Source organism: Bradyrhizobium sp. USDA 3262 (assembly GCF_054060035.1).
On record NZ_JBSSCT010000001.1, the window covers coordinates 1,016,409 to 1,038,659 of the forward strand.

The 22,251-nt window shown below is 64.9% G+C and carries 19 protein-coding genes and 1 pseudogene; 7 read left to right on the top strand and 13 right to left on the bottom strand.

The genetic code is table 11. The features are described from left to right. Window positions 1-65 precede the first annotated feature (65 nt). From ugpA to ACVWYP_RS04730, 5 genes are all read left to right on the top strand, one after another. Window positions 66-947, top strand: a complete 882-nt coding sequence (gene ugpA / locus ACVWYP_RS04710; protein ID WP_304497916.1) for a sn-glycerol-3-phosphate ABC transporter permease UgpA — start codon at window positions 66-68, stop codon at window positions 945-947. Further along, on the top strand, window positions 947-1,795 hold the full coding sequence (gene ugpE / locus ACVWYP_RS04715; protein WP_028341715.1) for a sn-glycerol-3-phosphate ABC transporter permease UgpE: 849 nt from the start codon (window positions 947-949) through the stop codon (window positions 1,793-1,795). The genes ugpA and ugpE overlap by 1 nt, the downstream gene beginning before the upstream one ends. Before the next feature lie 3 nt (window positions 1,796-1,798). Continuing rightward, the gene (locus tag ACVWYP_RS04720; protein WP_028341716.1) at window positions 1,799-2,881 is read left to right on the top strand and encodes a sn-glycerol-3-phosphate import ATP-binding protein UgpC; all 1,083 of its coding nucleotides are present in this window, start codon (window positions 1,799-1,801) and stop codon (window positions 2,879-2,881) included. A gap of 170 nt (window positions 2,882-3,051) precedes the next feature. Next, window positions 3,052-3,477 (top strand): Hsp20 family protein, encoded by a 426-nt coding sequence (locus ACVWYP_RS04725; protein WP_304497917.1) that lies wholly within the window; start codon window positions 3,052-3,054, stop codon window positions 3,475-3,477. 50 nt (window positions 3,478-3,527) lie between these two features. Continuing rightward, complete coding sequence (locus ACVWYP_RS04730; RefSeq protein WP_016843536.1) at window positions 3,528-3,797, top strand: BQ00720 family protein; 270 nt, start codon at window positions 3,528-3,530, stop codon at window positions 3,795-3,797. A gap of 79 nt (window positions 3,798-3,876) precedes the next feature. Here ACVWYP_RS04730 and ACVWYP_RS04735 read toward each other — a convergent pair whose 3' ends face one another. The 4 genes from ACVWYP_RS04735 to ACVWYP_RS04750 all read right to left on the bottom strand — a co-directional run bounded on the left by ACVWYP_RS04735 (window position 3,877) and on the right by ACVWYP_RS04750 (window position 8,038). Next, window positions 3,877-4,224 carry a DUF6665 family protein gene (locus ACVWYP_RS04735; RefSeq protein WP_304497918.1) on the bottom strand — a complete coding sequence of 116 codons (348 nt, stop codon included), beginning with the start codon at window positions 4,222-4,224 and terminating at the stop codon, window positions 3,877-3,879. A 107-nt stretch (window positions 4,225-4,331) separates the two neighbouring features. Further along, entirely contained in the window at window positions 4,332-5,864 is a 1,533-nt protein-coding gene (locus ACVWYP_RS04740) for an AMP-binding protein (RefSeq protein WP_304497919.1), read from the bottom strand. Between the two features lie 203 nt (window positions 5,865-6,067). Further along, a complete protein-coding gene (locus ACVWYP_RS04745; protein ID WP_304497920.1) occupies window positions 6,068-7,198 on the bottom strand; it encodes a DUF5938 domain-containing protein in 1,131 nt (376 codons plus the stop codon). 36 nt (window positions 7,199-7,234) lie between these two features. After that, complete coding sequence (locus ACVWYP_RS04750; RefSeq protein ID WP_028341721.1) at window positions 7,235-8,038, bottom strand: SDR family NAD(P)-dependent oxidoreductase; 804 nt, start codon at window positions 8,036-8,038, stop codon at window positions 7,235-7,237. Window positions 8,039-8,373: 335 nt separating this feature from the next. On the opposite strand from ACVWYP_RS04750, the gene ACVWYP_RS04755 reads away from it, so the two are divergent. Then, window positions 8,374-9,012: a TetR/AcrR family transcriptional regulator gene (locus ACVWYP_RS04755; RefSeq protein ID WP_304497921.1), complete on the top strand. Its 639-nt coding sequence runs from the start codon at window positions 8,374-8,376 to the stop codon at window positions 9,010-9,012. 362 nt (window positions 9,013-9,374) lie between these two features. Here ACVWYP_RS04755 and ptsN read toward each other — a convergent pair whose 3' ends face one another. The 8 genes and pseudogenes from ptsN to ACVWYP_RS04795 all read right to left on the bottom strand — a co-directional run bounded on the left by ptsN (window position 9,375) and on the right by ACVWYP_RS04795 (window position 19,169). Then, window positions 9,375-9,836, bottom strand: a complete 462-nt coding sequence (ptsN, locus tag ACVWYP_RS04760; protein ID WP_016843543.1) for a PTS IIA-like nitrogen regulatory protein PtsN — start codon at window positions 9,834-9,836, stop codon at window positions 9,375-9,377. 230 nt (window positions 9,837-10,066) lie between these two features. Further along, on the bottom strand, window positions 10,067-10,666 hold the full coding sequence (gene hpf, locus ACVWYP_RS04765; protein ID WP_028337939.1) for a ribosome hibernation-promoting factor, HPF/YfiA family: 600 nt from the start codon (window positions 10,664-10,666) through the stop codon (window positions 10,067-10,069). 185 nt (window positions 10,667-10,851) lie between these two features. Next, window positions 10,852-12,507, bottom strand: coding sequence for an RNA polymerase factor sigma-54 (rpoN, locus tag ACVWYP_RS04770; RefSeq protein ID WP_456683987.1), 1,656 nt, complete (start codon window positions 12,505-12,507; stop codon window positions 10,852-10,854). 90 nt (window positions 12,508-12,597) lie between these two features. Further along, on the bottom strand, window positions 12,598-13,584 hold the full coding sequence (gene lptB / locus ACVWYP_RS04775; protein ID WP_304497923.1) for an LPS export ABC transporter ATP-binding protein: 987 nt from the start codon (window positions 13,582-13,584) through the stop codon (window positions 12,598-12,600). Window positions 13,585-13,925: 341 nt separating this feature from the next. Further along, window positions 13,926-14,658, bottom strand: a pseudogene (locus ACVWYP_RS04780) (LptA/OstA family protein). Next, on the bottom strand, window positions 14,655-15,386 hold the full coding sequence (gene lptC / locus ACVWYP_RS04785) for an LPS export ABC transporter periplasmic protein LptC (protein WP_028341726.1): 732 nt from the start codon (window positions 15,384-15,386) through the stop codon (window positions 14,655-14,657). Before lptC ends, ACVWYP_RS04780 begins: the two are co-directional and overlap by 4 nt. A gap of 154 nt (window positions 15,387-15,540) precedes the next feature. After that, on the bottom strand, window positions 15,541-16,155 hold the full coding sequence (locus ACVWYP_RS04790) for a ribonuclease D (RefSeq protein WP_304497924.1): 615 nt from the start codon (window positions 16,153-16,155) through the stop codon (window positions 15,541-15,543). A gap of 230 nt (window positions 16,156-16,385) precedes the next feature. After that, window positions 16,386-19,169: an autotransporter family protein gene (locus ACVWYP_RS04795; RefSeq protein ID WP_453945769.1), complete on the bottom strand. Its 2,784-nt coding sequence runs from the start codon at window positions 19,167-19,169 to the stop codon at window positions 16,386-16,388. 451 nt (window positions 19,170-19,620) lie between these two features. Here ACVWYP_RS04795 and ACVWYP_RS04800 point away from each other — a divergent pair, with 451 nt between their 5' ends. Further along, complete coding sequence (locus ACVWYP_RS04800) at window positions 19,621-20,889, top strand: MFS transporter (protein WP_304497927.1); 1,269 nt, start codon at window positions 19,621-19,623, stop codon at window positions 20,887-20,889. 112 nt (window positions 20,890-21,001) lie between these two features. On the opposite strand, the gene ACVWYP_RS04805 is transcribed toward ACVWYP_RS04800, so the two are convergent. Continuing rightward, window positions 21,002-22,207: a GNAT family N-acetyltransferase gene (locus ACVWYP_RS04805; RefSeq protein ID WP_304497928.1), complete on the bottom strand. Its 1,206-nt coding sequence runs from the start codon at window positions 22,205-22,207 to the stop codon at window positions 21,002-21,004. Window positions 22,208-22,251: the final 44 nt, after the last annotated feature.

Here is a 22,251-nt window from a genome sequence, read left to right on the forward strand (position 1 = left end):
TCTCATCGCGCTTTAGGGCCATCAACCGGCAGGCCGCATCCGCGGCCTGCCCTTCCTCCGAGCCCATGCAAAAGCAAGCGATTTTCCAGTCAAAGCTGTTGCCTTACGCGCTGGTTGCCCCGCAGCTCGCGATCGTCCTGATCTTTTTCTACTGGCCGGCCGTTCAGGCGGTGATCCAATCCTTTCTGCTGCAGGACGCTTTCGGTCTCTCCACCAGCTTCGTCTGGTTCGAGAACTATCTCGATCTGTTCAAGGAGCCGGCCTATTTCGCGGCGATCGTCCGAACCTTCGTGTTCTCGTTCGCGATCGCGGTCTCCTCGCTGTCCTTCGCGCTGCTGCTCGCGGTCATGGCCGACAGGCCGCTACGCGGCTCGACGCTGTATCGCACGCTGCTGATCTGGCCCTATGCGGTGGCCCCGCCGGTGGTCGGCGTGCTCTGGGTGTTCATGCTGCACCCCTCGCTCGGCGTGCTGTCGCGCTATCTGCGCGCCATGGGCATCGACTGGAATCCGCTGCTCGACGGCAACCAGGCGGCAGCCCTGATCATCCTCGCCGCGGCCTGGAAGCAGATCTCCTACAATTTCCTGTTCTTCCTCGCCGGGCTGCAGAGCATCCCGAAAAGCGTGATCGAGGCCGCCGCGATCGACGGCGCCCGTCCGATGCGGCGGTTCTGGACCGTGATCTTCCCGCTGCTGTCGCCGACTATCTTCTTCCTCTTGGTCATCAACATCGTCTACGCCTTCTTCGACACTTTCGGCATCATCGACACCATGACCCGCGGCGGTCCCGGCAAGGCGACCGAGACGCTGGTCTACAAGGTCTATACGGACGGTCTGCTCGGCGGCAATCTCGGCTCGTCGGCGGCGCAGTCGGTCATCCTGATGGTCATCGTCGTCATGCTGACGGCGATCCAGTTCCGCTTCGTCGAACGCAAGGTGACCTACTGATGGTCGAGGAGGAGGGCTTCCAGCGCTATCTGGCTCACGCCATCCTGTGGATCGGGATCGCGATCGTCGCCTTCCCGGTCTATCTCGCGCTGGTCGCCTCGACCCAGGACAACGCCGTCATCGCCAACGGCCAGATGTCGCTGCTGCCCGGCGGCCATTTCCTCGAGACCTACTACCAGACGCTGTTTGTCGGCACGAGCGGCTCGACCCGCGAGCCGGTGCTCAACATGATGCTGAACTCGCTGATCATGGCGCTGCTGATCGCGGTCGGCAAAATCGCGATCTCGATCATCTCGGCCTATGCGATCGTGTATTTCCGCTTTCCGTTCCGGATGGCGATCTTCTGGATCATCTTCATCACCTTGATGCTGCCGGTCGAGGTGCGCATCTATCCGACCTACAAGATCGTCGCCGATCTGCATCTGCTCGACAGCTATGCCGGCCTCTCGCTGCCGCTGATTGCGTCAGCCACCGCGACGCTGCTGTTCCGCCAGTTCTTCATGACAGTGCCGGATGAATTGCTGGAGGCTTCGCGGATCGATGGCGCGGGCCCGTTCCGCTTCTTCTGGGATACGCTGTTGCCGCTGTCGCGCACCAACATGGCCGCGCTGTTCGTGATCCTCTTCATCCTCGGCTGGAATCAGTATCTTTGGCCGCTTCTGATCACGACGCGCGACGACATGCAGACCATCCAGGTCGGAATCCGCAAGATGATCACGACGACCGATGCGCTGACCGAATGGCCGATCGTGATGGCGACCGCGCTGCTCGCGATGCTGCCGCCGGTGTTCGTCGTCGTCGTGATGCAGAAACTGTTCGTGCGCGGATTGGTGGAGACGGAAAAATAATCCATGGCTAACGTCACGCTGCGCAGCGTCCGCAAGACCTATCCCGGCGGCTTCGAGGCCATCAAGGGCGTCGATGTCGATGTCGGCGACGGCCAGTTCTGCGTGCTGGTCGGCCCATCCGGCTGCGGCAAGTCCACGCTGCTGCGCATGGTCGCGGGGCTCGAGACCATCACCGGCGGCGAGATCGACATCGGCGGCCGCGTCGTCAACCAGGTCGAGCCCGCCGATCGCGACATCGCGATGGTGTTCCAGAACTACGCGCTCTATCCGCATATGAGCGTCTACAACAACATGGCCTACGGCCTGCGCAACCGCGGCATGGCCGAGGCCGAGATCAAGACCCGCGTCGAGGAAGCCGCGCGCGTCCTCGAGCTCTCGCCGATGCTGGAGCGCAAGCCGCGCCAGCTTTCCGGCGGCCAGCGCCAACGCGTCGCGATGGGCCGCGCCATCGTGCGCCAGCCGAAAGTGTTCCTGTTCGACGAACCGCTGTCGAACCTCGACGCCAAGTTGCGCATCGCGATGCGGGTCGAGATCCGCAAACTGCAGCGCCGGCTCAACACCACGTCGATCTACGTCACCCACGACCAGCTCGAGGCGATGACGCTCGCCGACATTCTCGTCGTCATGAACGGCGGCCAGGTCGAGCAGGTCGGTAATCCGCTGGACATCTACCAGAAGCCGGCGACCACCTTCGTCGCCTCCTTCATCGGCGCCCCGCCGATGAACCTGATGCCGCTGCGCGCGGACGAGCTGAAGTCCCAGATCACGGGCGCCGACGGCGCCGGCATTGTCGGGATCCGGCCGGAGGATTTCGTGATCTCGAGCGAGACCGGATCCGGCGGCGTCGCGCTTGGCCTCACCGTCGAGGCGATCGAGCATGTCGGCGCCGAGACCTTCGTCTATGGCAGCCGCCAGCGCGAGGAGCAGGGCGTTGCCGCCAATCCGGGCGAGCTGCCGCCGGGCGAGGTGATCGTCCGGGTTCCCGGCGTCTCGGGTCCCGCCATCGGCGAGCGGATCCGGGCCGTCGCCCCCCGCGACAAGCTGCATCTTTTTACCGCCGACGGCCGCAAGCGCGTCGGGGAGTAACCGATCGGGAAGAATTTACCCCCATGTTGCGGGCGTTTAGGCTGGTTTCGGGGCTGCTTGAACGCTATCCAGATCGCCCCCATATCCCTCACTGACCGGAGGCCAGACGGCCCACCGGTTGCATGGGGCGCCGCAAGGGCCCCTCAAAGTCGCTTCGAGAGGACTTTGTAATGTCTCGTGTTCCATCGTTGTCCAGTCCGTTCCTTCTGGGATTCGACGAGATCGAGCGTGCGCTCGATCGCGTCGTGAAGGGCGCCGACGGCTATCCTCCGTACAACATCGAGCGGTGCGACCGTACCAACGGGCAGCCTGAACGGCTGCGCATCACGCTAGCGGTGGCGGGCTTCACCCGTGACCAACTCGATGTAACTATTGAGGAAAATCAGCTCGTCATCCGCGGCCGCCAGCAGGACGACAAGGCTCGGCAATACATCCATCGCGGCATCGCCGCGCGCCACTTCCAGCGCACCTTCGTGCTGGCGGAGGGGATGCAGGTGCTGGGCGCGGATCTGAAGAACGGGTTGTTGTCGATTGACCTGGCCAGGCCGGAACTTGAACGGGTCATTAAGACAATCGCTATCAGTGAGCACGAATAATAGAAACAACGAGCGGACTCGACCGCTTATCTGACTGAGGAGTCGAGACCATGAGTGAACTGAGTACCACCACCATCGAATCCGAGAGCGTCACGCCGGAAGCGCTGGCCCATCTGGGTGAAGGTCATATCGCCTATGTGAAGCAGGTCCGCTCCGAGGACGTGCCAGATCTCTTTCCGCAGGCGCCGAAGATCGCGCCGGGCCTCAAACTGTTCGCACTGCACGCCGCCGACGGCACGCCGATCATGCTGACCGACAGCCGCGAAGCCGCAGTCGCGAACGCATGGAGCAACGAGTTGCAGGCCGTCAGCGTCCACTGACGCAAATCTACGGCTGAATTCAGCATCCGCGAATTCAATGCGCGGGCCTGCCTCGTCACCGAGGCGGCCCGCGCATTTTTTATGGCGATGTGGTCGACGTGGCGAGCAGCGGGCCCATGCTGAGCTGCACCTCGCCGGGCACGTTGTAGTCGCGCATCAGCATGCGGTTGTTGCGCAGCCCGCAGGCCTCCCGCTGCACCACGAACATCCAGAGCGCATGGCCGGCCTCCCGCACCAGGAGGCGCCGTGCTTGTTGTGTGGACGTCGATACTTCATCGCGCGGATGGGCGGCATCGAACTCGCGCAGCCTGGCGAGCGCCTGTTCCAGCGCGCGGCCCATGCGGCCGAGCGCACTCGCCCTCTCCTCGGCGAGCTCGTAAGCGAGAACGTCGACGGGAACGCGATCAAGGCGAAAATCGCGGGACATCAGTCATCCCTTGGTTCGCGCACGCAATGTTGCGCGCGTCCGTCTTCCGGCGTCATCGGCTGGTTGTCAATACACGTTCGGGACAAAGCACTTTCGAGCGAAGTGGATCAGAACCGTTGCACCAGCCGCGCGCGGATGTCCGGCTTCAGCACCTTGCCGACCTTGGAACGCGGAAGATCGTCCCAGACCTCGATCTGCTTCGGCGTCTTGATGCTGCCGATCTGCTGCTTGACGAAGGCGGCGAGCGCTGACGCATCGACGGTGTGGCCAGCGCGCGGCTGCACTACAGCGACGATCCGCTCGCCCCATTTGTCGTCGGGCAATCCGATGACGGCGCAATCCTGCACCGCCTCATGGGCACGCAACGCGTTCTCGACCTCGATCGAGTACACGTTGAAGCCGCCGGTGATGATCATGTCCTTGGCGCGATCGACGATGTACAGGTAGCCGTCGCCGTCGATGTAGCCGATATCGCCGGTGTGGTGCCAACCATGCGCCGAAGCCTCGCGCGTGGCCTCGGGGTTCTTGTAGTAGCCTTCCATGACCAGCGAGCCGCGCACCACGATCTCGCCGCGCGATCCCGCCGGCAACAGCTTGCCGTCGCCATCCATGATGCCGGCCTGCACCAGCGGGCCGATCCGCCCCGCCGACGAGAGTCGCTCCATCGCGATCGCGCCGTCCGGATTGTAGTGATCGGCGGGCGGCATCATCGAGATCATCATCGGCGCCTCGGTCTGGCCGAACAGCTGCGCCATCGGCCCGATCCGCTTCAGGGCTTCGGCGAGCCGCGTCGCCGAGATCGGTGCCGCGCCGTACCAGAAACATTGCAGCGAGCTGCGATCGACCGCGTCGAGCCCGGGATGATCGAGCAGCATGTAGATCACGGTCGGCGGCAGGAAGGTGTGGGTGACGCGATAGCGTTCGATCAGCGCCAGGAACTCGCCGATGTCAGGGTGGTGCATGATCACGACGCGACCACCCAGCGTCATGATCGGAAAACAAAGCACGCCGGCGGCATGCGTCAGCGGCGCCAGCGCGAGATAAATCGGGCGGCCCTTGAACGGGTAACCCATCAGGGTCAGCGCGGTCATCGCCTCGATGTTGCGTCCCGACAGCATCACGCCCTTCGGCTTGCCGGTGGTGCCGCCGGTGCCCGGGATCATCGCGAGATCGTCGATCGTGGCGCGCTGATAGACTTCATCGGCGAGCCCGCCGAGCCAGCGGTCGAACGACGGCGCGAACGGCAACTCGGCGTCGAGACAGACCAGTGCGCGCAGCTTGGGCAGGTCCTGCCGGACCGCCTCGACCATCGGCGCAAAGCTCGAATGGAACAGCAGCAGGCTGCAATCGAACTGGTCGAGAATGAACTTGTTCTCGGCCGCCTCGTTGCGCGGATTGATCGGGCACCACACGGCGGCCGCGCGCGAGATGCCGAACACGCAGGCGAAAGCGAGCGGATCGTTGCCGGACAGGATCGCGACTTTCTCGCCGGGAGCGATGCCCGACCGCTCGAGGCCGCGCGCGATCCGGTAGCTCAGCCGCTGCACGTCGCCGTAACTGAGGTCCCGCCCGTCCATGGTGAGACACGGCGCGTCGGCGCCGAGCGAGGCACCCTTGTCGAGATAATCGATGAAGCGCATGGTCGCCCCTCAAGCATCATGAGGTTGGGTTGGACTCGAACCGCGGCGGAGGTCCACCTCTCCCTTGGGAGAGGTCGGCGCGTAGCGCCGGGTGAGGGGTTACGGCCTATCATCGGAGCCGCGGCCCCCACCCGATTTGCTGCGCAAATCGACCTCTCCCCAATGGGGAGAGGTGAAGGCGATCCCGATCGCAGCCGCGGCGCTCAATCATGCACGGTCAGGACCGGCTTGCCGACCAGCCCGAAGCTGCGCAATTGCCCGAGCAGCTCGCGATGGCCGAACGCCTGACAGCCGGAGGCGAAACCCACGCGCTTGGGCGGCTGCTGCAGCAGGTGCGCGGCAGCATAGGCCTGCAGCATGCCGGTCTGCTTGTAGTTGCTGTTGCCGTAGATGACGCAGTGCGCGCGCCCCAGCGGGCCGGAAGCATACACCGAATCCAGCGACTTGTTGACGCGCGGATTCTCGCGCGGCGGCATGGTGTTCATCACGCCGGCAGCGGTCTGCGCCAGCGCGGCGTAGCGCTCGTCGGGCTTCATGTCCTTGGTCGCCTCCAGCGCGGCGGCGACGATCTGCGGCACGCCCAGCATGAGCGCACGATTGAACACGCCGCCCAGCACCTTCACATTGGCGACGCGCGGATCTTGCTTGAACCACACCGGGTGCGAGGTGCCGCCCCACGGCAGCGCCAGCGCCAGCTCGTGCTGGCCGGGGATGGCGAGGTTGTAGAGGCCGGCATCGGGCTGATGCTCGACGTACTTGTTCTGCTCCAGGTAGTACGCCTTGGCCATCGCGGCGTTGACCAGGATGGTCTGCGTCGAGGCGATGGTCGGGCTCCCGCCCCAGAACACGGCGATATCGAGCGTGTCGAGGCCGGGCGTCTCAAGGCACAGCTGCGCGGCAATCTCGCCGGTGGTGTACATCTGCGCGATGCCCGGCGCCAGCAACAGGCCGGCATTGGCGAACCTCGTACCAAACTCCTGCTCGAGCGTGATCAGCCAGTCCTGCTCGCCGGTCGTGTCGGTGTAGTGGCACCTGGAAGCCAGGCAGGCCTGCACCACCTCGCCGCCGAACTTGGCGAAGGGGCCCACGGTGTTGAGCACCACCGAGGCGCCCTTGAACAATTCAGTCAGCGCGGCCACGGTGTGCGGCACCGACACGACCTCGTAGTCGGCGGTCTCGATGCCGGCCACGTTCGACTTCATCGCGGCGTTGAGCTTCTCGGCGCTGCGGCCGGCGGCGATGAAGGGGATGTTGTACTCGCGCAGATATTCGCAGACCAGCCGGCCGGTATAGCCGGAAGCGCCATAGACGATGACGGGCTTCTTCTCGCTCATTGCGATCCTCCGAAATGCTTGTTGTCGGCGTTGTTGCTACATGCCCATGCCGCCATCGACCGGCAGGCCGATGCCGGTGATGAAGCGCGCATCGTTCGAGCACAGGAACACAGCGGCGTCGGCGATGTCGGAGACCTCCGCGAGCTTGCCGAGCGGCGTCTGCTCCACCACCGAACCGACCGCGGCGTTGACGTCGGGCGCGAGACCGATCTTCACGATGTCATTGGCGAGCTGCAGACCCATGTCGGTCGGGATCAGGCCGGGATAGATGCAGTTGACGCGCACGCCGTAGCCGAGCTTGCCGGCTTCCATCGCGCCGACGCGCGTCATGCGGTCGACCGCGGATTTGGTGCCGGAATAGACCGCGATGCTCGGAAACGCGATCGTCGCCGCCACCGAAGCGATGTTGACGACCGCGCCGCCCTTGCCCGCGGCGCCGCCCGGCCGCATCGCGCGGAAGGCGTGCTTCATGCCGAGCACGGTGCCGACGATGTTGACGTCGCACATGCGGCGCGCGTCCTCGGCCTTGATGTCGGCGACCAGCGAGGTGATCTCGATGCCGGCATTGTTGATCAGGATGTCGAAGCCGCCGAGGGTTTCGACCGTCGCTGCGGCGGCCCGTTCCCATTGCCCATCGTCAGTGACGTCGAGCTTGACGAAGCCGGTCTTCACCCCGGCCTTGGCGATCTCGGCGGCGCTGGCCTTGCCGGTGTCGTCGAGAATATCGCCGATCATGACCGCGGCGCCGGACCGCGCCAATGCCTGCGCGATCGCCGCGCCAATCCCCCGGGCGCCGCCGGTGACCAGGGCTTTCCTGCCTTCAAGGCTCTTCCCACTCATCACTTAGTCCTCCCTTTGCTTGGTGATTTGGTCGGCGTGCCGTTGGCCGCGGCAGCATGGGACGGCGGTCTGCGCATTCTGGGTGCACTGGTGGTGGCGGCCGGCGTCAGCGGGGCGCAGCGTTGGCGCGCCCGGCGGTGCATCTCCTCCTATGTCTCGATTGGTCAGCCGTCTTGACGGTTGTCCAAATTATTGCGCCAACCCTCGTCCAGAAACTTGACACTTGTCAAGTCTGAATTTGACAAGTGTCAAAGAGGATGATTGTGAAGAGATGGAGCGCGCCGCGGTCGCCGCGGTATAGTTGCTCGAGGGAAGAAGCAGAGGGAAGGCACGGAATGGCGCGGCAAGCGACAGGGGCGGCCCAACGCGTGGCTGTGGCGGCCGAGGCGCTGCGCGACGAGAAGTTCAACGCGCGGCGCGTCGAGCTCGCAGAGGCCGCACTGGAAACGCTTGGCGAACTCGGCTTCGCGCGCACCAGCCTGCGCGAGATCGCGCAGAACTCCGCATTCACGCACGGCGTGTTTCACTACTACTTCAGCGACAAGCTCGACCTGATCTGCTGCTGCGTCCGTCACTACAAGGCGAAATGCGTGACGCGCTATGACGAGGTGGTGACGACAGCACGCAGCCGCGACGAATTGACCGAAGGTTTCCTCGCCAAGCTCGCGGCCACGCTCGAGAACGAAGCGCGCATGCATCGGCTCTGGTACGATCTGCGCTCGCAGGCGATGTTCGAGCCAGCGTTCCGCAAGGACGTCCTCGAGATCGACAAGAGCCTGGAAGCGATGATCTGGCGCATCGCCACGCGCTACGCCGAGCTCGGCAACAAGCGGCCGGCATCGTCGCCGGCGGCGCTTTATGCGCTGTTCGACGGCCTGTTCCAGAGCGCGCTGCTCCGGCATCTCGCCGATGACGAGAAGGCCGTGCCCGATCTGCTCGACGAAGTCCGCCGTCTGCTGCCGACGATCTGCTGAGAGAATCGCGAACGATTCGGCTCCAACCTCCCCTTGAAAAGGGGAGGTCGCTTTGCTCGCCAGAGCAAAGCGGGTGGGGATTCGCACTCTCCACATACAGCGTCGCCTGCGGCTGACCCCCATCCCGACCTTCCCCCTTTCAGGGGGAAGGAGAAGACGGACCCGTACGGATGGAGCTTCGTAGCCCGGATGAAGCGCAGCGAAATCCGGGATTCGCGCCAGTTGCGAGATTTCCCCGGATTGCGCCTCGCTCCATCCGGGCAACGGAGATTGAAACGATCGCGCATTGATGTGCGCCACCGCGTGGCGCGCAGTCTATGTCTTGGTGACAGTTGCGCGAACGAACTCGCGAATGCGGATGACTACGCCGCGCTCGCCGGCGGCAGCGCGAGCACCGAGTAGATCGCCTGGGCGTCGCGCGAGGCACGCAGCTTCTTGGCGACGTCCTGGTCGCGCAGCAGGCGGGCGATCCGCGCCAGCGCCTTGAGATGGTCGGCGCCGGCGCCTTCCGGTGCCAGCAGCAGGAAGATCAGGTCGACCGGCTGTCCGTCCATCGCCTCGAAATCGATCGGGCGCTCGAGGCGGGCGAAGAAGCCGAACAGCTTCTCCAGCTTGGGCAGCTTGCCGTGCGGAATGGCGACGCCATAGCCGACCGCCGTGGTGCCGAGCTTCTCGCGCTGCAGCAGCACCTCGAAGATGGCGCGCTCATTCTGCCCGGTCAGAGCGGAGGCACGCGCAGCGAGTTCCTGCAGCGCCTGCTTCTTGCTGATGACCTTCAAAGCCGGGAGAATCGCCTCGGGTGCGACCAGATCGGTAATCGGCATTGGGACGTTCCGAGGTGAATGACCGTCAGGTTGCGAAATAGGCTTTACAGCGGCGGCGTCAAGAAGATGAGGTGGGATGCGGGCTTAGCCCGGGTCCGGTTCGCAGGGCTTCTACTCCAACGTATCGGCGGTGCCAACACCTGCGAACCCTGTTCCGCCCCCTTGTTCCTGGAGGCGGCGGACCATAAGCAGGGCCGGCTTCGGACGTCAATGCCATCTGCCAACTATCCTCAAGGGCTCACCGCCGGCGGATCGACCCAGCCGACATTGCCATCCGTACGGCGGTAAATGATGTTCAACCGGCCGCTGCCGCCATGCTGGAACACCAGGCAGGAGGCGCCGGTCAGGTCGAGCTCCATCACGGCTTCGCTGACCGACAGCCGCTTCAGCGCGGTGGTTGCCTCGGCAATGATCACCGGGCTGTATTCGGTGACCTCGTCCTCGTTCTCGGGCGCCTCGATGACGTAGCTCGGCGCGTCGAGCCCGACGCCGTTCAATTCGGCAAGCGCGGCAGTCGCGGCATAGGTCTTGCGGGCGGAACGATCCTTGAGCCGGCTCTTGTAGCGGCGCAGACGCTTCTCGATCATCAAGAGCGCGGCGTCGGCGCTGGCATAGGCGTCGGTGGCATTGGATTCGGCTTCCAGCGTGATGCCGGAATCCAGATGCAGCGCGCAATCGGTTCGGAAGCCGAAGCCATCCTTGCTCAGCGTGATGTGACCCGAATAGTTGCCATCAAAATACTTTCGCAGGACCTCGTCGGTGCGCTCGCTGACGCGCGCGCGAAGCGCCTCGCCGATGCTGATGCTCTTTCCCGAGATTCGAAGGGTCATTTGATGCCTCAATTGCTGGATGCCTCGATCACTCTTGCAGGAGCATGATGCTTGCTGGGCTTCCGGTTACCTCCCTTTCTGGACGACGCTCGACCTGGAAAGATTGAGACTATCCCGATTTGGCGCGAACGCAACGAGCGCATGGCCCGCTCCGTACCCGGATGGGGTCACGCTCAAGAAGTAACCTAAACGGGCGCTGTATCGCGCGACCGGTCGGACGAGGAGGCAGGAGCCGAAAGGGCATTACCGAGCATGCTCTGTTTGTCACGGCGGCGCTGCACCGAGGATGGTATCCGCATCGCCTCGCGATATTTCGCGACGGTGCGGCGGGCGATATCAATGCCCGAGGCGCGCAAACGTTCCACGATCGTGTCGTCGGACAGGATTGCCGACGGCGCCTCGCCGTCGATCAATTGCTTGATGTGGTGACGCACCGCCTCGGCCGAGTGCGCCTCGCCGCCGTCGGCGGAGGCGATCGAGGCGGTGAAAAAATACTTCAATTCAAAACTGCCGCGATTGGTCGCCATGTATTTGTTGGCGGTGACGCGCGACACCGTCGATTCGTGCATCTGAATCGCGTCCGCGACCGCCTTCAGATTGAGTGGCCGCAAATGCGCGACGCCATAAGTGAAGAAGCCATCCTGCTGGCGGACGATTTCGGTCGCGACCTTCAGGATGGTGCGGGCGCGCTGATCGAGCGCGCGGACCAGCCAGGTCGCGTTCTGCAGGCAGTCGGTGAAGTACGATTTGTCACCGTCCTTGCGGATCGTCTTCGACAGCTCAGCGTAATAGGTCTGGTTGACCAGAACGCGCGGCAGAGTGTCGCTGTTGAGTTCGACATGCCAGCCGCCGTCGGGACCCGGACGCACATAGACGTCGGGCACCATCGTTTGCGTCCGCGCAGTGCCGAACTTCAGCCCGGGCTTCGGATCGAGCCGGCGGATCTCGGCGATCATGTCGGTGATGTCTTCGTCGTCGACGCCGCAGAGCTTTCGCAAGGCCGCGATGTCGCGCTTGGCGAGCAGGTCGAGATGCTCGACCAGCGCCTGCATCGCCGGATCGTAGCGATCGAGCTCGCGCAGCTGGATCGCGAGGCATTCGCTCAGGTTTCGCGCGCACACGCCCGGCGGATCGAATTTCTGCAGCACGGCGACGACCTCGTCGACCGCTTGCTGCGACGCACCGAGCCGCTCGGCGGCCTGGCCGAGATCGGCCGGCAGGTAGCCGGCGTCGTCGACCAGGTCGATCAGATACTGCCCGATCATGCGCTGCGCCGGCGCCGAGAACGCCACCGCGAGTTGTTCGGCGAGGTGGTCGGCAAGCGTCAGCTCGGCGGCCACGAAGGCTTCGAGATTGTACTCGTCGTCGCTGGAGGCGCCGCCGCCCCATTCGGTGTAGACCGATGGCGGTGCATCCTGTGCGGCGCGCGCCGCCGCTTCCGCCGGCTCCTCGGAAAACACGTTGTCGAGGCGGGTATCGAGCGTCTGCTCGATCTCGGCGCGGCTGCCGAGGTCGCGGTTCAGCCATTCCTCCTGGCCGGGCTCGAAGGCGGCCTCGCCGCCTGGGCCTGCGGCCATGTCGGAGGCGTCGCCATCGTCCCCGTAGCTGCTGGAACCGTCGGAATCGCCGTAGTCCGGCCGCTCCATGGCCGGCTCGCCCGCCACCGGCGGCTCCGGTCCATCGGCGGCCCGCTCCAGCAGCGGATTGCGCTCCAGCTCTTCCTCGACAAAGGCCGACAAATCAAGGTTCGACAGTTGCAGCAGCTTGATCGCCTGCATCAGCTGCGGCGTCATCACCAGCGACTGCGACTGGCGGAACTCTAGTCTTTGGGTCAGCGCCATGGAGGCAAGAACGATCCTAAAAGTTGGCTCGATTCTTGCTTATATTAGTCCGAAGCCCTTGTACACGGCTTGACGGATCGGAAAATAGCGCTAGAGGCGGAATTCCTCGCCAAGGTAAAGCCGGCGTACATCGGGATCATTAACGATCTCCTCAGGGCTTCCCTCAGTCAAGATTTCACCGGCATAGACGATGTAGGCGCGGTCGGTCAGGCCGAGCGTCTCGCGGACATTGTGGTCGGTGATGAGCACGCCGATGCCGCGGTTGGTGAGATGGCGGACGAGATCCTGGATGTCGCCGACCGCGATCGGGTCGATGCCGGCGAACGGCTCGTCGAGCAGCATGTAATTGGGGCGCGTCGCCAGCGCGCGCGCAATCTCGACGCGGCGGCGCTCGCCGCCGGACAACGCGATCGACGGGCTCTTGCGCAGCCGCGTGATGTTGAACTCGTCGAGCAGCGAATCCAGCTCGTGCTCGCGCTTCTTCTTCGAGGGCTCGACGACCTCGAGCACCGCGCGGATGTTCTGCTCGACCGACAGGCCGCGGAAGATCGAGGCTTCCTGCGGCAGATAGCCGATGCCGAGGCGCGCGCGCTGATACATCGGCAGCTTGGTGACGTCGTGGCCGTCGAGCTCGATCGCGCCGCGATCGGCCTTGATCAGCCCGGTGATCATGTAGAACACGGTGGTCTTGCCGGCGCCGTTGGGGCCGAGCAGGCCGACCGCCTCGCCACGGCGCACATAGATGCTGACGCCGCGCACGACCTGGCGGCTGCCGAAACTCTTTTCCACGCTATGCACAGCCAGATAACCCGGCCGCTTGATGAGCTGCGGCGCGGCGGGAGCGCTGTTCCGGGCCGGCCTCGCACGCGCCGGCGCGGGCGCTGCTGCCGGCTGGGCTCGCGGCAGCTCGACGCCGGGAGCCGACGCGGCGCGCGCCATCGGCGGCGCATCACGCACCGGAGACGTCAGCATCTCGCCGAACTGGTCGTCGAGCGCCGTGATGTCGTCATGCGAGCGCGCAAATCCGGTACTGCGTTTCGCAGAGCGCCGCCGGAACATGCCGAGAAAATCCACCATCCCCGCTTCGCTTCAGCCTTTCACGGTGATCCCGCGACCTTGCCTGCGCATCGATCGATTCGCATGCGACGCCGCAAGCATGAGCCGGAAATCTGAATACCGGCCTTCCCGCGCGACAAAAGCGGACGCGTTTGCGCGGAGATCATGCTCGAACAACACGGCAAAGCGCGATCACCCGCGCCTTGAATGAATGGATGCCCCTGTCCCGGCCAACATAATCCCCTCGAGGCGCATTGTTCGGCCGGGCCGCTGCAGTAGATACAGTCTCGCCCCGCCGGCTTCAACCTCGCGGCCGCAGAATATTATCTAACCAATTGATTCTGCTTGACCTTACGTGAGGCTTACTTGGACTTGCCGCCGGGAATCAGCTGCAGCGGCGACGGGGCCGGGGCTGAGCCGGGGGCGGCCGGCGCGCCGCACTTGCCGCTCTGTCCGCCCGGCGACTGGATGAACAGGCCCTGCACCTTGCCATTGTCGGCTTCGACGCGCGAGACGGCCGGTGGTCATGTCGACCAAAAGGCGGTCGCCGCGCAGCACGTTCTGGCACTGGGTCAGCACCACCTGGCTGCCGCCGCCGCCGAGCATCGTGATCAAATTGGTCTTGGTGTCGAAGATCGCGGTCTCGCCGGTGACGACCTGGTCCTTCTGGGTCACGACAACATTGCCCTTGGCCTCCAGCCGCTTGATCGAGGAGGCGCCGCCGGGGCCCGGGGTTGCCGATTGCATCGGCGCGGCGCCCTTGGCGGCTGCACCCTTGGTGCCGGTCGGGGCGGGCGCCGGCGCCTGGGTCGATTTATCCTCGTAGAACACGACTAGCGTCTTCGACGTCATGGTGGTGTCGCCCTGCACGACCTTCACATTGCCGGCGAAGGTCGCCTCCTTTTTCTTGTCGCGCATTTCGAGCGAGGCGGCCTCGATCTGGATCGGCTGGTCGCGGTTCTGCGAGAAGCCCTGCATGGCGTTGGGCACGCCGCTCATCGAGCCCTGCGCGAACGCAGCACTCGCGGCGAAAAGCGCGAACAGGAACGCCGCAATTGCCATGCCGTGCGGAAAACGTCTCATCATCAAAATCATTTCGTGTTGGCGGATTTGCGTGGCTTCGGTGACGGCGGCGGCGGCGGTGGAGCGGGCTCGGCCGGCGGGGCGGCATTGTTGTCGCCGAGCTTGTCGAGATTCATCACGACATTGCCTTCGAACCGCACCAGCTCGCCGCTGTTGTAGATCCGGAGCCTGTCGGCGGTCAGCGTGCCGTCGAGCAGCTTGACGTCGACATGCTCGTCCGACGACACGTTGCCCTTGTTGATGTCGACGAAGGCCTGCGTCAGCCGGGCCTCATAGCCGGTGGACGACTGCAGGAAGATGTCCTGGCGCAGGTCGAGCAGCTGCTTCTTGTTGTCGAAGAAGCCGGTGCGCGCATCCATTGTCACCGTCGACTGATCCTGTTGCGCCACCTTGGCGCGGATCGTCTTCAGCTCGACATGGTCAGGATCGGTGACATCCTGGATCGCCGCCTTGGCCCACATTTCATAAGGCCGTCCGTCGTTGGAGAAGCCGGCGATATGCGGCGCTTCCATCGTGATCTTGGTGCCGGACACGACGAGATTATCCATCTCGAGCGGCAGCTTGGGGATCAGGTCGTGGAACGGATTGAACAGCGCGATGTAGATGACCACGGCCATCGCCAGCCCGACCATCGCGGGCACCGCGACGCGCAGGATCCGCACCATGCGGCTGTGCCGCGCGGCGGCGGCAAAGCGCGCCTCGAGGCCCGTGACATAGGCTGGATTCTGAACCGAATTCACCTGAGCTCCAGAGGCGCGAAACTGCCCCTATTCTAGCCGGAGCCGCCCAAATATGCAGCCCGGACCTCGCCTCGCGCCCCCGCACCGGACCACGCGTGAACAGTTTGGCCGAAACGGGGCGGAACTGCCCCGGCCGCGACGAATTCGGCGCGCATCATGAATGGGCGAAAATGTCCTCGGCCTCCCAGCCGTCGAGATCGAGCCTGGCGCGGGCGGGGAGGAAGTCGAAGCAGGCCTGGGCGAGATCTGTCCGTCCCTCGCGCGCGAGCATGACATTCAGCTTGTCGCGCAGCGCATGCAAATGCAGCACATCGGAGGCGGCGTAGGCGAGCTGGGCCTCGCTGAGGCTTTGCGCGCCCCAGTCGCTCGACTGCTGCTGCTTCGACAATTCGACGTTCAGCACCTCGCGCACCAGGTCCTTCAGGCCGTGGCGATCGGTGTAGGTGCGCGACAGGCGCGAGGCGATCTTGGTGCAATAGACCGGCGTCGGCATCACGCCGAACGTGTTGTAGAGCACCGCGACGTCGAACCGTGCGAAATGGAAGATCTTGGTGATGCCGGGATTGGCGAGCAGCGCCTTCAGGTTCGGCGAATCGGTGTGGCCCTTCGGAATCTGGATCACGTCGGCGGTGCCGTCGCCGTTCGACATCTGCACCACGCAGAGCCGGTCACGGTGCGGATGCAGCCCCATGGTCTCGGTGTCGATCGCCACCGAGTCGGTGTAGCGGGACAGATCGGGCAGGTCGCCGCGGTGCAGGCGGATGGTCATGCTGTCAAAAACCTCGTCGAATCGCCGTCGGAATAAACTACCGTCCAATCCGCCGACAGGCGAGCATGCGCCAGTCTTCGGATCGCACTGGCATCGGGTCCGGTCAGGACCGGACACCAGCAGCGGGAATCCTTAATTGTTCCGGCACGGATAGTTGAGGGTGTACCGCCATTGTGCAGCGGAGACAATGGGTTGCTATCCCCACCACGCGCCCCCACGAGGGCGCGCCATCACTGCCAGCTGACGCGCAGGCCGAAGCGGCCGGTGATGTCCTCGCGATGGAGGCTGTCCACCGAGGTCGTGTAGCCGGCGCTCGCATAGGCGCTGATCGTGCGATTGAGCTGCGCGGAGACGCCGGCACCGACCTCGACGGCGGTGCCGCGGCTTTGCACGCCGATCAGGTCCGTTGTCGCGAACGCGATGCTGCGGTCATTCGCGGCGGTGTGCCAGAGATTGGCCTCGAGATAGGGACGCAGTTCGGCCGTGCCGACGACGAAGGTTGCCGGAATGCGCACGCCGAGCCGCCCGGTCAGCGTATCGGCACTGCCGAGCGCGACGCTCGAGAACATGTCGTTGAAACTGTCGAACGACTGCCGCTGCCAGATCAGCTGCGCCTGCGGCTCGATCGCGAGAAAGCTGTTCAGCGGGATCGGCGCGCCGGCTTCCAGCGATGCAGCGACGCCGGTGCCGGACACCCGCGCGCCGACCTGACGATCCGACTGCGGGCTTGCGCCGTAGAAGCTGCCCATCAGCACGGCGTCGACATACCAGCCCGACGGGCCGACATGGGTCCAGTAGCCGCCGATATTCTGGCTGTCGATCGAGAGCGTGCCGGTGCGGACGTCGTTCAGGCCGAGCGCGAAGCCGTTGACGGTGCCGCTGGCCCAGCCATACGCATAGAAGAAGCCGGCGCGATCATGATGCTCGGGCGCCGACTGGAAGCGCAGGATGTCGACGCCGACCTGCACGCCGGCCATGGTGCCGTCGAAGGCGGGGCTGACCGTGCCGGCCCAGCTCTGCGAGCTGTGCGAGCCGTAGGCACGCGCCCACGCCGCCGGCTGTTCGCCGCCGCTGGTCAGCAAGGCCTGATCGCCCTGGCGCTGATGGAAGGTGCCGAGCGTCGCCAGCCCGAGCTTTTGCGCCACCTGCGGCAGTGCCGAATAGACCGACACCTCTTCACGGTAGAGCTGGACCGGCGCGGCGCCTGCCGGCGGCGGCGTCAGCGACGACAGATCCTCGGCAGGTAGCCCCGGAGGCGGCGGCACCACGTTGGGCGATGAAGGCGGCGCCGGTGCAGGCGCAGCCGGGGGCGCGGGCGAGGCCGTGCCGGGCAACAATGTCGAGCGTAGATACCAGTTGTTGGCGCTGCCGGCGGAGACGCCGCCGCGGAACAGCAGATATTCGTGCGCGCCCGCCACGACGGCGTTGGAGAGGCCGAATGCGCCCGCAGCCGTGGTGCCGCCGTTGACGGCCTGCACCACCATGATGCCGTCGGCGGTGGTCAACGCGCCCGCGCCACCGGCATTGGTGACGGTCACCGCGGTCGAGCCCGACGCATTGCCGCCGGAGATGACGAGCCGATCCGACGGCGAACCATCGCCACCGAGCACGGTGCGCAGGTAGAGCCCGCCGCCATTGCCGACATAGTTGCCCGCGATCGTCAGGCTGTTCGCCGCGATGGCGCCGCCATTGGTCAGGTTGATGACACCGGCATTGGTGACGGTGATCGGCGGGCCACCCGGAAACGGCGTGATCGACGGATTGGCGCCATTGCCCGCCAGCAGGCTGGTGCCGGCCGCGATCGACACATTGCCGGTCAGCGACGTCTGCAGCGTCAGCGAACCGTTGTTGATGAAGGTGTTGGCGAAGGTGCCGGTACCGGCCCAGGTCCAGTCATTGCCTTCCATCGTCAGCGTCTGGAATCGCGCAAACGCATTGTCGACCGTGCCGCTGCCTTGCAGCCGCACCTGGTTGTTGCCGCCGCCGCCATCGGCAAGCCCAACGATCTGCGAGCCGGTTTGCAGGATCATCGTCACCGCGCCGCCGCCGCCCGCGATCGCAGTGCCGCTGTTGCCGGCGATCAGGCCGGCATTGACGATGGTGGTGGCGCCGTTGAGCGTGCGGATCGCGGGCCCCGCCTGGCTGATGATCTTGCCGCCGGCGAGGTTCTCGATGCGGGCGGTGAATGACGATCCGGCGGTGTTGGAGAACACGCCGTCGGCATTGACGCCGCGTGCCTCGATCGTGCCGCTGTTGCGCAGGACGCCGGCATTGCCTTGCATGAACACGGTGTTGTTGGCGGTGCCGCCCGCGTCGCCACCGGTCGTCAGCAGCGTGCCGGTATTGGTGATGGTCGCAAACTGGCCGGCGGAGAAGATCGCACGGGCGCCTGCGCCGGCCGTGGTGATGGTGCCGCTATTGGTGAAGGTGTTGCTGTCGCCGGTCTGCACAAAAAGGCCGTGCGATTGCGGGCCCTGGGTGGTGATCGTCCCGGTATTGATCAGCGTGTTGTTGTTGTGCTGCGTGAGACCGGTGATGGCAAGGCCGCGCGAGGTGCCGTTCTGCGTCGTGATCGTGCCGTTGTTGATCAGCGTGTTGCCGTTGCTGCTGGCGGCGATCGCATTGCTGCCGGCGCCCGAGGTCGTGATCACGCCCGACGCGCCGTTGGTGAAGACATTGCCGTTGCCGCTGCCGAAGATGCCGGTGCCACCGCCGCTGATGGTCAGCGTGCCGTTGTTGGTGGCGGCGCTGCTGGAGACAAGGCCGATCGCGGTCGCTCCGGCGCCCGGCGTGATGCCGGCGCCCTGCAGCACGTTCACGGTGACGTTCGAGCTGCCGGCAACAGCCTGCACGCCGGTCGGCGAGGGATTCGGCGCTGCGGTCGAGCAGGTTACCGTCTGCCCGCTCACTGGCGCGAGACTGTCGCAGGCCGCAAACGCCGGCGACGTGGACAACAGACAACCGCCACCCAAGGCCGTGCACGACAGGATCGCCGCGAGCCGCGAGGAAACCATGCCCCTACTCCACCGTCGGCGCGAAGCCGAGCCCCCGGCCTCGCCGCCATCTGCTACCCCCGCCCCGTCCTCAGCTCCGCTGATCCACTCCGTTCAAGCTTGAAGCGATTTGCAGCGACCTGTTGCGCAGCCGCCACAGACGGAACCATTAGATGCATCGGTCTGATTCACACGCTTGACGTGCGTACTCTTCCAAGGTTGTGAAGTACAGCATTCACCCGTTGCAGTTATCGACCGACACAACCGGAAACAATCGTCATGGCGTCTCGGGTGCGCCGCTGCTCCCATTTTCTCGCCAAGCTCGACGTGGCACGCGGCCAGGTCGGGGCCAAGTCATTGCCGCTACGCGTTCAATTTCGAGGGAACTGTTGCCCGCGTGCCCCATGAAATCCGGCCGCGCCCTCCCTATCTGTTGCCGGCCAGCACCGGCCTCCCCAATGAAATGAGCCTTATGTCCGACCAGACCATCGCTGCGCCGATCGACGACGACCAGCAGGAGCGCGGCTTCTCGCGCTACCAATCGTTCCTGATCGCGCTGCTCGCCTTCACGCAATTCACGCTGATCCTCGATTTCATCATCATGTCGCCGCTCGGCGCCATCCTGATGCCGTCGCTGAACATCACGGCCGGGCAATTCGGCGTCGCGGTCTCGGCCTACGCGTTCGCGGCCGGCATTTCCGGCGTCCTCGCCGCCGGCTTTGCCGATCGCTTCGACCGCAAGCGGCTGCTGCTGTTCTTCTATGTCGGCTTCATGCTCGGCACCGTTCTCTGCGCGCTGGCGCAGAATTTTCACGTGCTGCTGCTCGGCCGCATCGTCACCGGCATTTTCGGCGGGGTGATCGGCTCCGTGGTGCTTGCCATCGTCACCGACCTGTTCCCGCTGCAACAGCGCGGCCGCGCGATGGGGGTGCTGCAGACGGCGTTCGCCGCGAGCCAGGTGCTCGGCGTGCCGGCCGGCCTGTTCCTGGCCAATCACTGGAACTGGCACATCTGCTTCGTGGCCATCGTCGGGCTGTCGATTGCCGCGATCGCGGCGATTGCGATCGCGATGCATCCGGTCGATGCCCATCTCAAATTGCAGCACGACAGCAATCCGTTCCGCCATCTGATCGCAACCGTGGGCCAGCCGCGCTACACGCTGGCCTTCCTGGTGACCACGCTGCTCGCGACCGGCGGCTTCATGCTGATGCCGTTCGGCAGCGCCTTCACCGTGCATAATCTCGGCATCGACATCGTCCACCTGCCGACGATCTATCTCGTCTCAGGCCTGTTCAGCATCATCATCGGGCCGCTGGTCGGCCGCGCCAGCGATGCGTTCGGCAAATATCCGACCTTCGCATTCGGCTGCGTGGTGAGCGTGATCATGGTGCTGATCTACACCAACCTCGGCCACGTCTCGCTGCTGACCGCGATCGTGGTCAATGTGCTGATGTTCATCGGCATCTTCTCCCGCATGATCCCGTCGCAGGCGCTGATGTCGGCGATTCCCGACGCCAGCCAGCGCGGATCGTTCAGCGCGATCTCGGCCTCGGTGCAGCAGCTGTCGGGCGGGCTGGGCTCGGTCTTTGCGGCGGCGATCATCGCGGAAAATCCCGACGGTTCGCTGCTGCACTTCGACCGGCTGGGCTACATCGTCGTCGCAACGACCATCATTTCGATGATCGCGATGTATTTCGTGCAGCAGCCGATCGCGCGCCGCGCGGGCCGGCGGATCGTGTGACGGCAGGCGCCGCTCGTTCCGGCTACGCGGGCTGGGACGCAGGCTCGGGCCTGCGCGCTTCCCGGCTGGCCGCCGCGGATGCTTGACCTCCGCGGCTGACGAAGCTCGGCAGCTACATTTGAAGCAAGGAAACGAGAGGAATTGCGCAGAACGCTTTGTCGAGCAAGACCTTGCGAAGGCGCTGCGCAACGCCGCGGAGCGTCGGGTGGTGTTCTACCAGCCGCTTGGTGCGGTCCACCGCGGACATCACTCCGGCGGCCTGTCGGCCGAGCCTGGTGAGCGGAATGAAGCTGTCGAACAATGGCTCGTCGTCCTTGCAGAATAGCCGCTTGTAGTCATGCGAGCCGAGGCCGAAGTCGAAGGCGCGATAGTGCCGGCCGACAAAATGATGGATGATTTCCTGCATCAAGAGCAGGCCGGGACTGAATTTCGCGCTGCCTGACAAAGTGTAGGTGTTGAACATCGTCGAGAAGCGGTGGCCATCGGCAGCCAAGGCGAAGATCGCGATCACTTCCTCGTCGCATTCGAGCGCATGGATTTCGATGACACGGCCGCCGTGGGACAGCCTTGTCATGCAGGCGGCGCGGATGAATTTCTCCACGGCGCGTTCGGCGAACACATTTGACTGCTTCCGCTCAGCCAACCGCTCCGACTTCACGCGGAAGAACCAGTCGAGCAGGCGGTCGATGTCGGCATCAGCGGAGGCGACGTGATAGCGGTAGCCGGTCAGCTCCAGCAGTTTGCGCTGCTTGAGCTTCATGCGGCGGGAGAGATTGCCGACCAGGTTCACGGCCGTTGCGCCCGGCTCGATTGTGCGCATCGGGCAGTTCAAGACCAGGGGCTCATGAGGCAGCAGCGCCAGCGGGTTTTGCACGCCGCGCCACTGCGCCGGCTGCTGGCGCAACGCCAGCACGTCGACTTTGTCACGCTTGGCGAGCATCGCCATGAATGCGTGGAGATCGGCCTTCGTGGCATCGGAAGCGAACCCGCGCTCCCACAGGCCCATATTGAAGGTTGCGTGCTCGCCGCCCATGAAGCTCGCGCGGCGCACGCCGAGAGCCGTTTGCAGAGCAAGCGGCAGCAAGCCCCGTGCTTGGCCATCGCCGTCACGCGCGATAACGATGAAAGGCGACAGTCCCGCGCGCTCACCGACCTCACGCTGCCACGGGGCGAGGAAGTCGAACCGCTGAAAGGGCGTGATGGAATGACTCGAGTTCTCAAGACTCCGCCAGATCGTCTCGGCGGCGTCGAGATCGTGGACGACGTCGACGGCGGCGATGCGCGTTGCTCGCGCCGTCCGGCTTTCGATCGCGATCATCGCCAAGCTCTGTCGTGGTGTATAGTCGCAGCGGGGCTGAGGCC

Excerpts from the sequence above, each read along its gene's own strand:
- ugpA (WP_304497916.1), top strand. The coding sequence starts at position 66 with ATGCAAAAGCAAGCGATTTTCCAGTCAAAGCTGTTGCCTTACGCGCTG.
- ugpE (WP_028341715.1), top strand. The coding sequence starts at position 947 with ATGGTCGAGGAGGAGGGCTTCCAGCGCTATCTGGCTCACGCCATCCTG.
- ACVWYP_RS04720 (WP_028341716.1), top strand. The coding sequence starts at position 1,799 with ATGGCTAACGTCACGCTGCGCAGCGTCCGCAAGACCTATCCCGGCGGC.
- ACVWYP_RS04725 (WP_304497917.1), top strand. The coding sequence starts at position 3,052 with ATGTCTCGTGTTCCATCGTTGTCCAGTCCGTTCCTTCTGGGATTCGAC.
- ACVWYP_RS04730 (WP_016843536.1), top strand. The coding sequence starts at position 3,528 with ATGAGTGAACTGAGTACCACCACCATCGAATCCGAGAGCGTCACGCCG.
- ACVWYP_RS04735 (WP_304497918.1), bottom strand. The coding sequence starts at position 4,224 with ATGTCCCGCGATTTTCGCCTTGATCGCGTTCCCGTCGACGTTCTCGCT.
- ACVWYP_RS04740 (WP_304497919.1), bottom strand. The coding sequence starts at position 5,864 with ATGCGCTTCATCGATTATCTCGACAAGGGTGCCTCGCTCGGCGCCGAC.
- ACVWYP_RS04745 (WP_304497920.1), bottom strand. The coding sequence starts at position 7,198 with ATGAGCGAGAAGAAGCCCGTCATCGTCTATGGCGCTTCCGGCTATACC.
- ACVWYP_RS04750 (WP_028341721.1), bottom strand. The coding sequence starts at position 8,038 with ATGAGTGGGAAGAGCCTTGAAGGCAGGAAAGCCCTGGTCACCGGCGGC.
- ACVWYP_RS04755 (WP_304497921.1), top strand. The coding sequence starts at position 8,374 with ATGGCGCGGCAAGCGACAGGGGCGGCCCAACGCGTGGCTGTGGCGGCC.
- ptsN (WP_016843543.1), bottom strand. The coding sequence starts at position 9,836 with ATGCCGATTACCGATCTGGTCGCACCCGAGGCGATTCTCCCGGCTTTG.
- hpf (WP_028337939.1), bottom strand. The coding sequence starts at position 10,666 with ATGACCCTTCGAATCTCGGGAAAGAGCATCAGCATCGGCGAGGCGCTT.
- rpoN (WP_456683987.1), bottom strand. The coding sequence starts at position 12,507 with ATGGCGCTGACCCAAAGACTAGAGTTCCGCCAGTCGCAGTCGCTGGTG.
- lptB (WP_304497923.1), bottom strand. The coding sequence starts at position 13,584 with ATGGTGGATTTTCTCGGCATGTTCCGGCGGCGCTCTGCGAAACGCAGT.
- ACVWYP_RS04790 (WP_304497924.1), bottom strand. The coding sequence starts at position 16,155 with ATGACCATCCGCCTGCACCGCGGCGACCTGCCCGATCTGTCCCGCTAC.
- ACVWYP_RS04795 (WP_453945769.1), bottom strand. The coding sequence starts at position 19,169 with ATGGTTTCCTCGCGGCTCGCGGCGATCCTGTCGTGCACGGCCTTGGGT.
- ACVWYP_RS04800 (WP_304497927.1), top strand. The coding sequence starts at position 19,621 with ATGTCCGACCAGACCATCGCTGCGCCGATCGACGACGACCAGCAGGAG.
- ACVWYP_RS04805 (WP_304497928.1), bottom strand. The coding sequence starts at position 22,207 with ATGATCGCGATCGAAAGCCGGACGGCGCGAGCAACGCGCATCGCCGCC.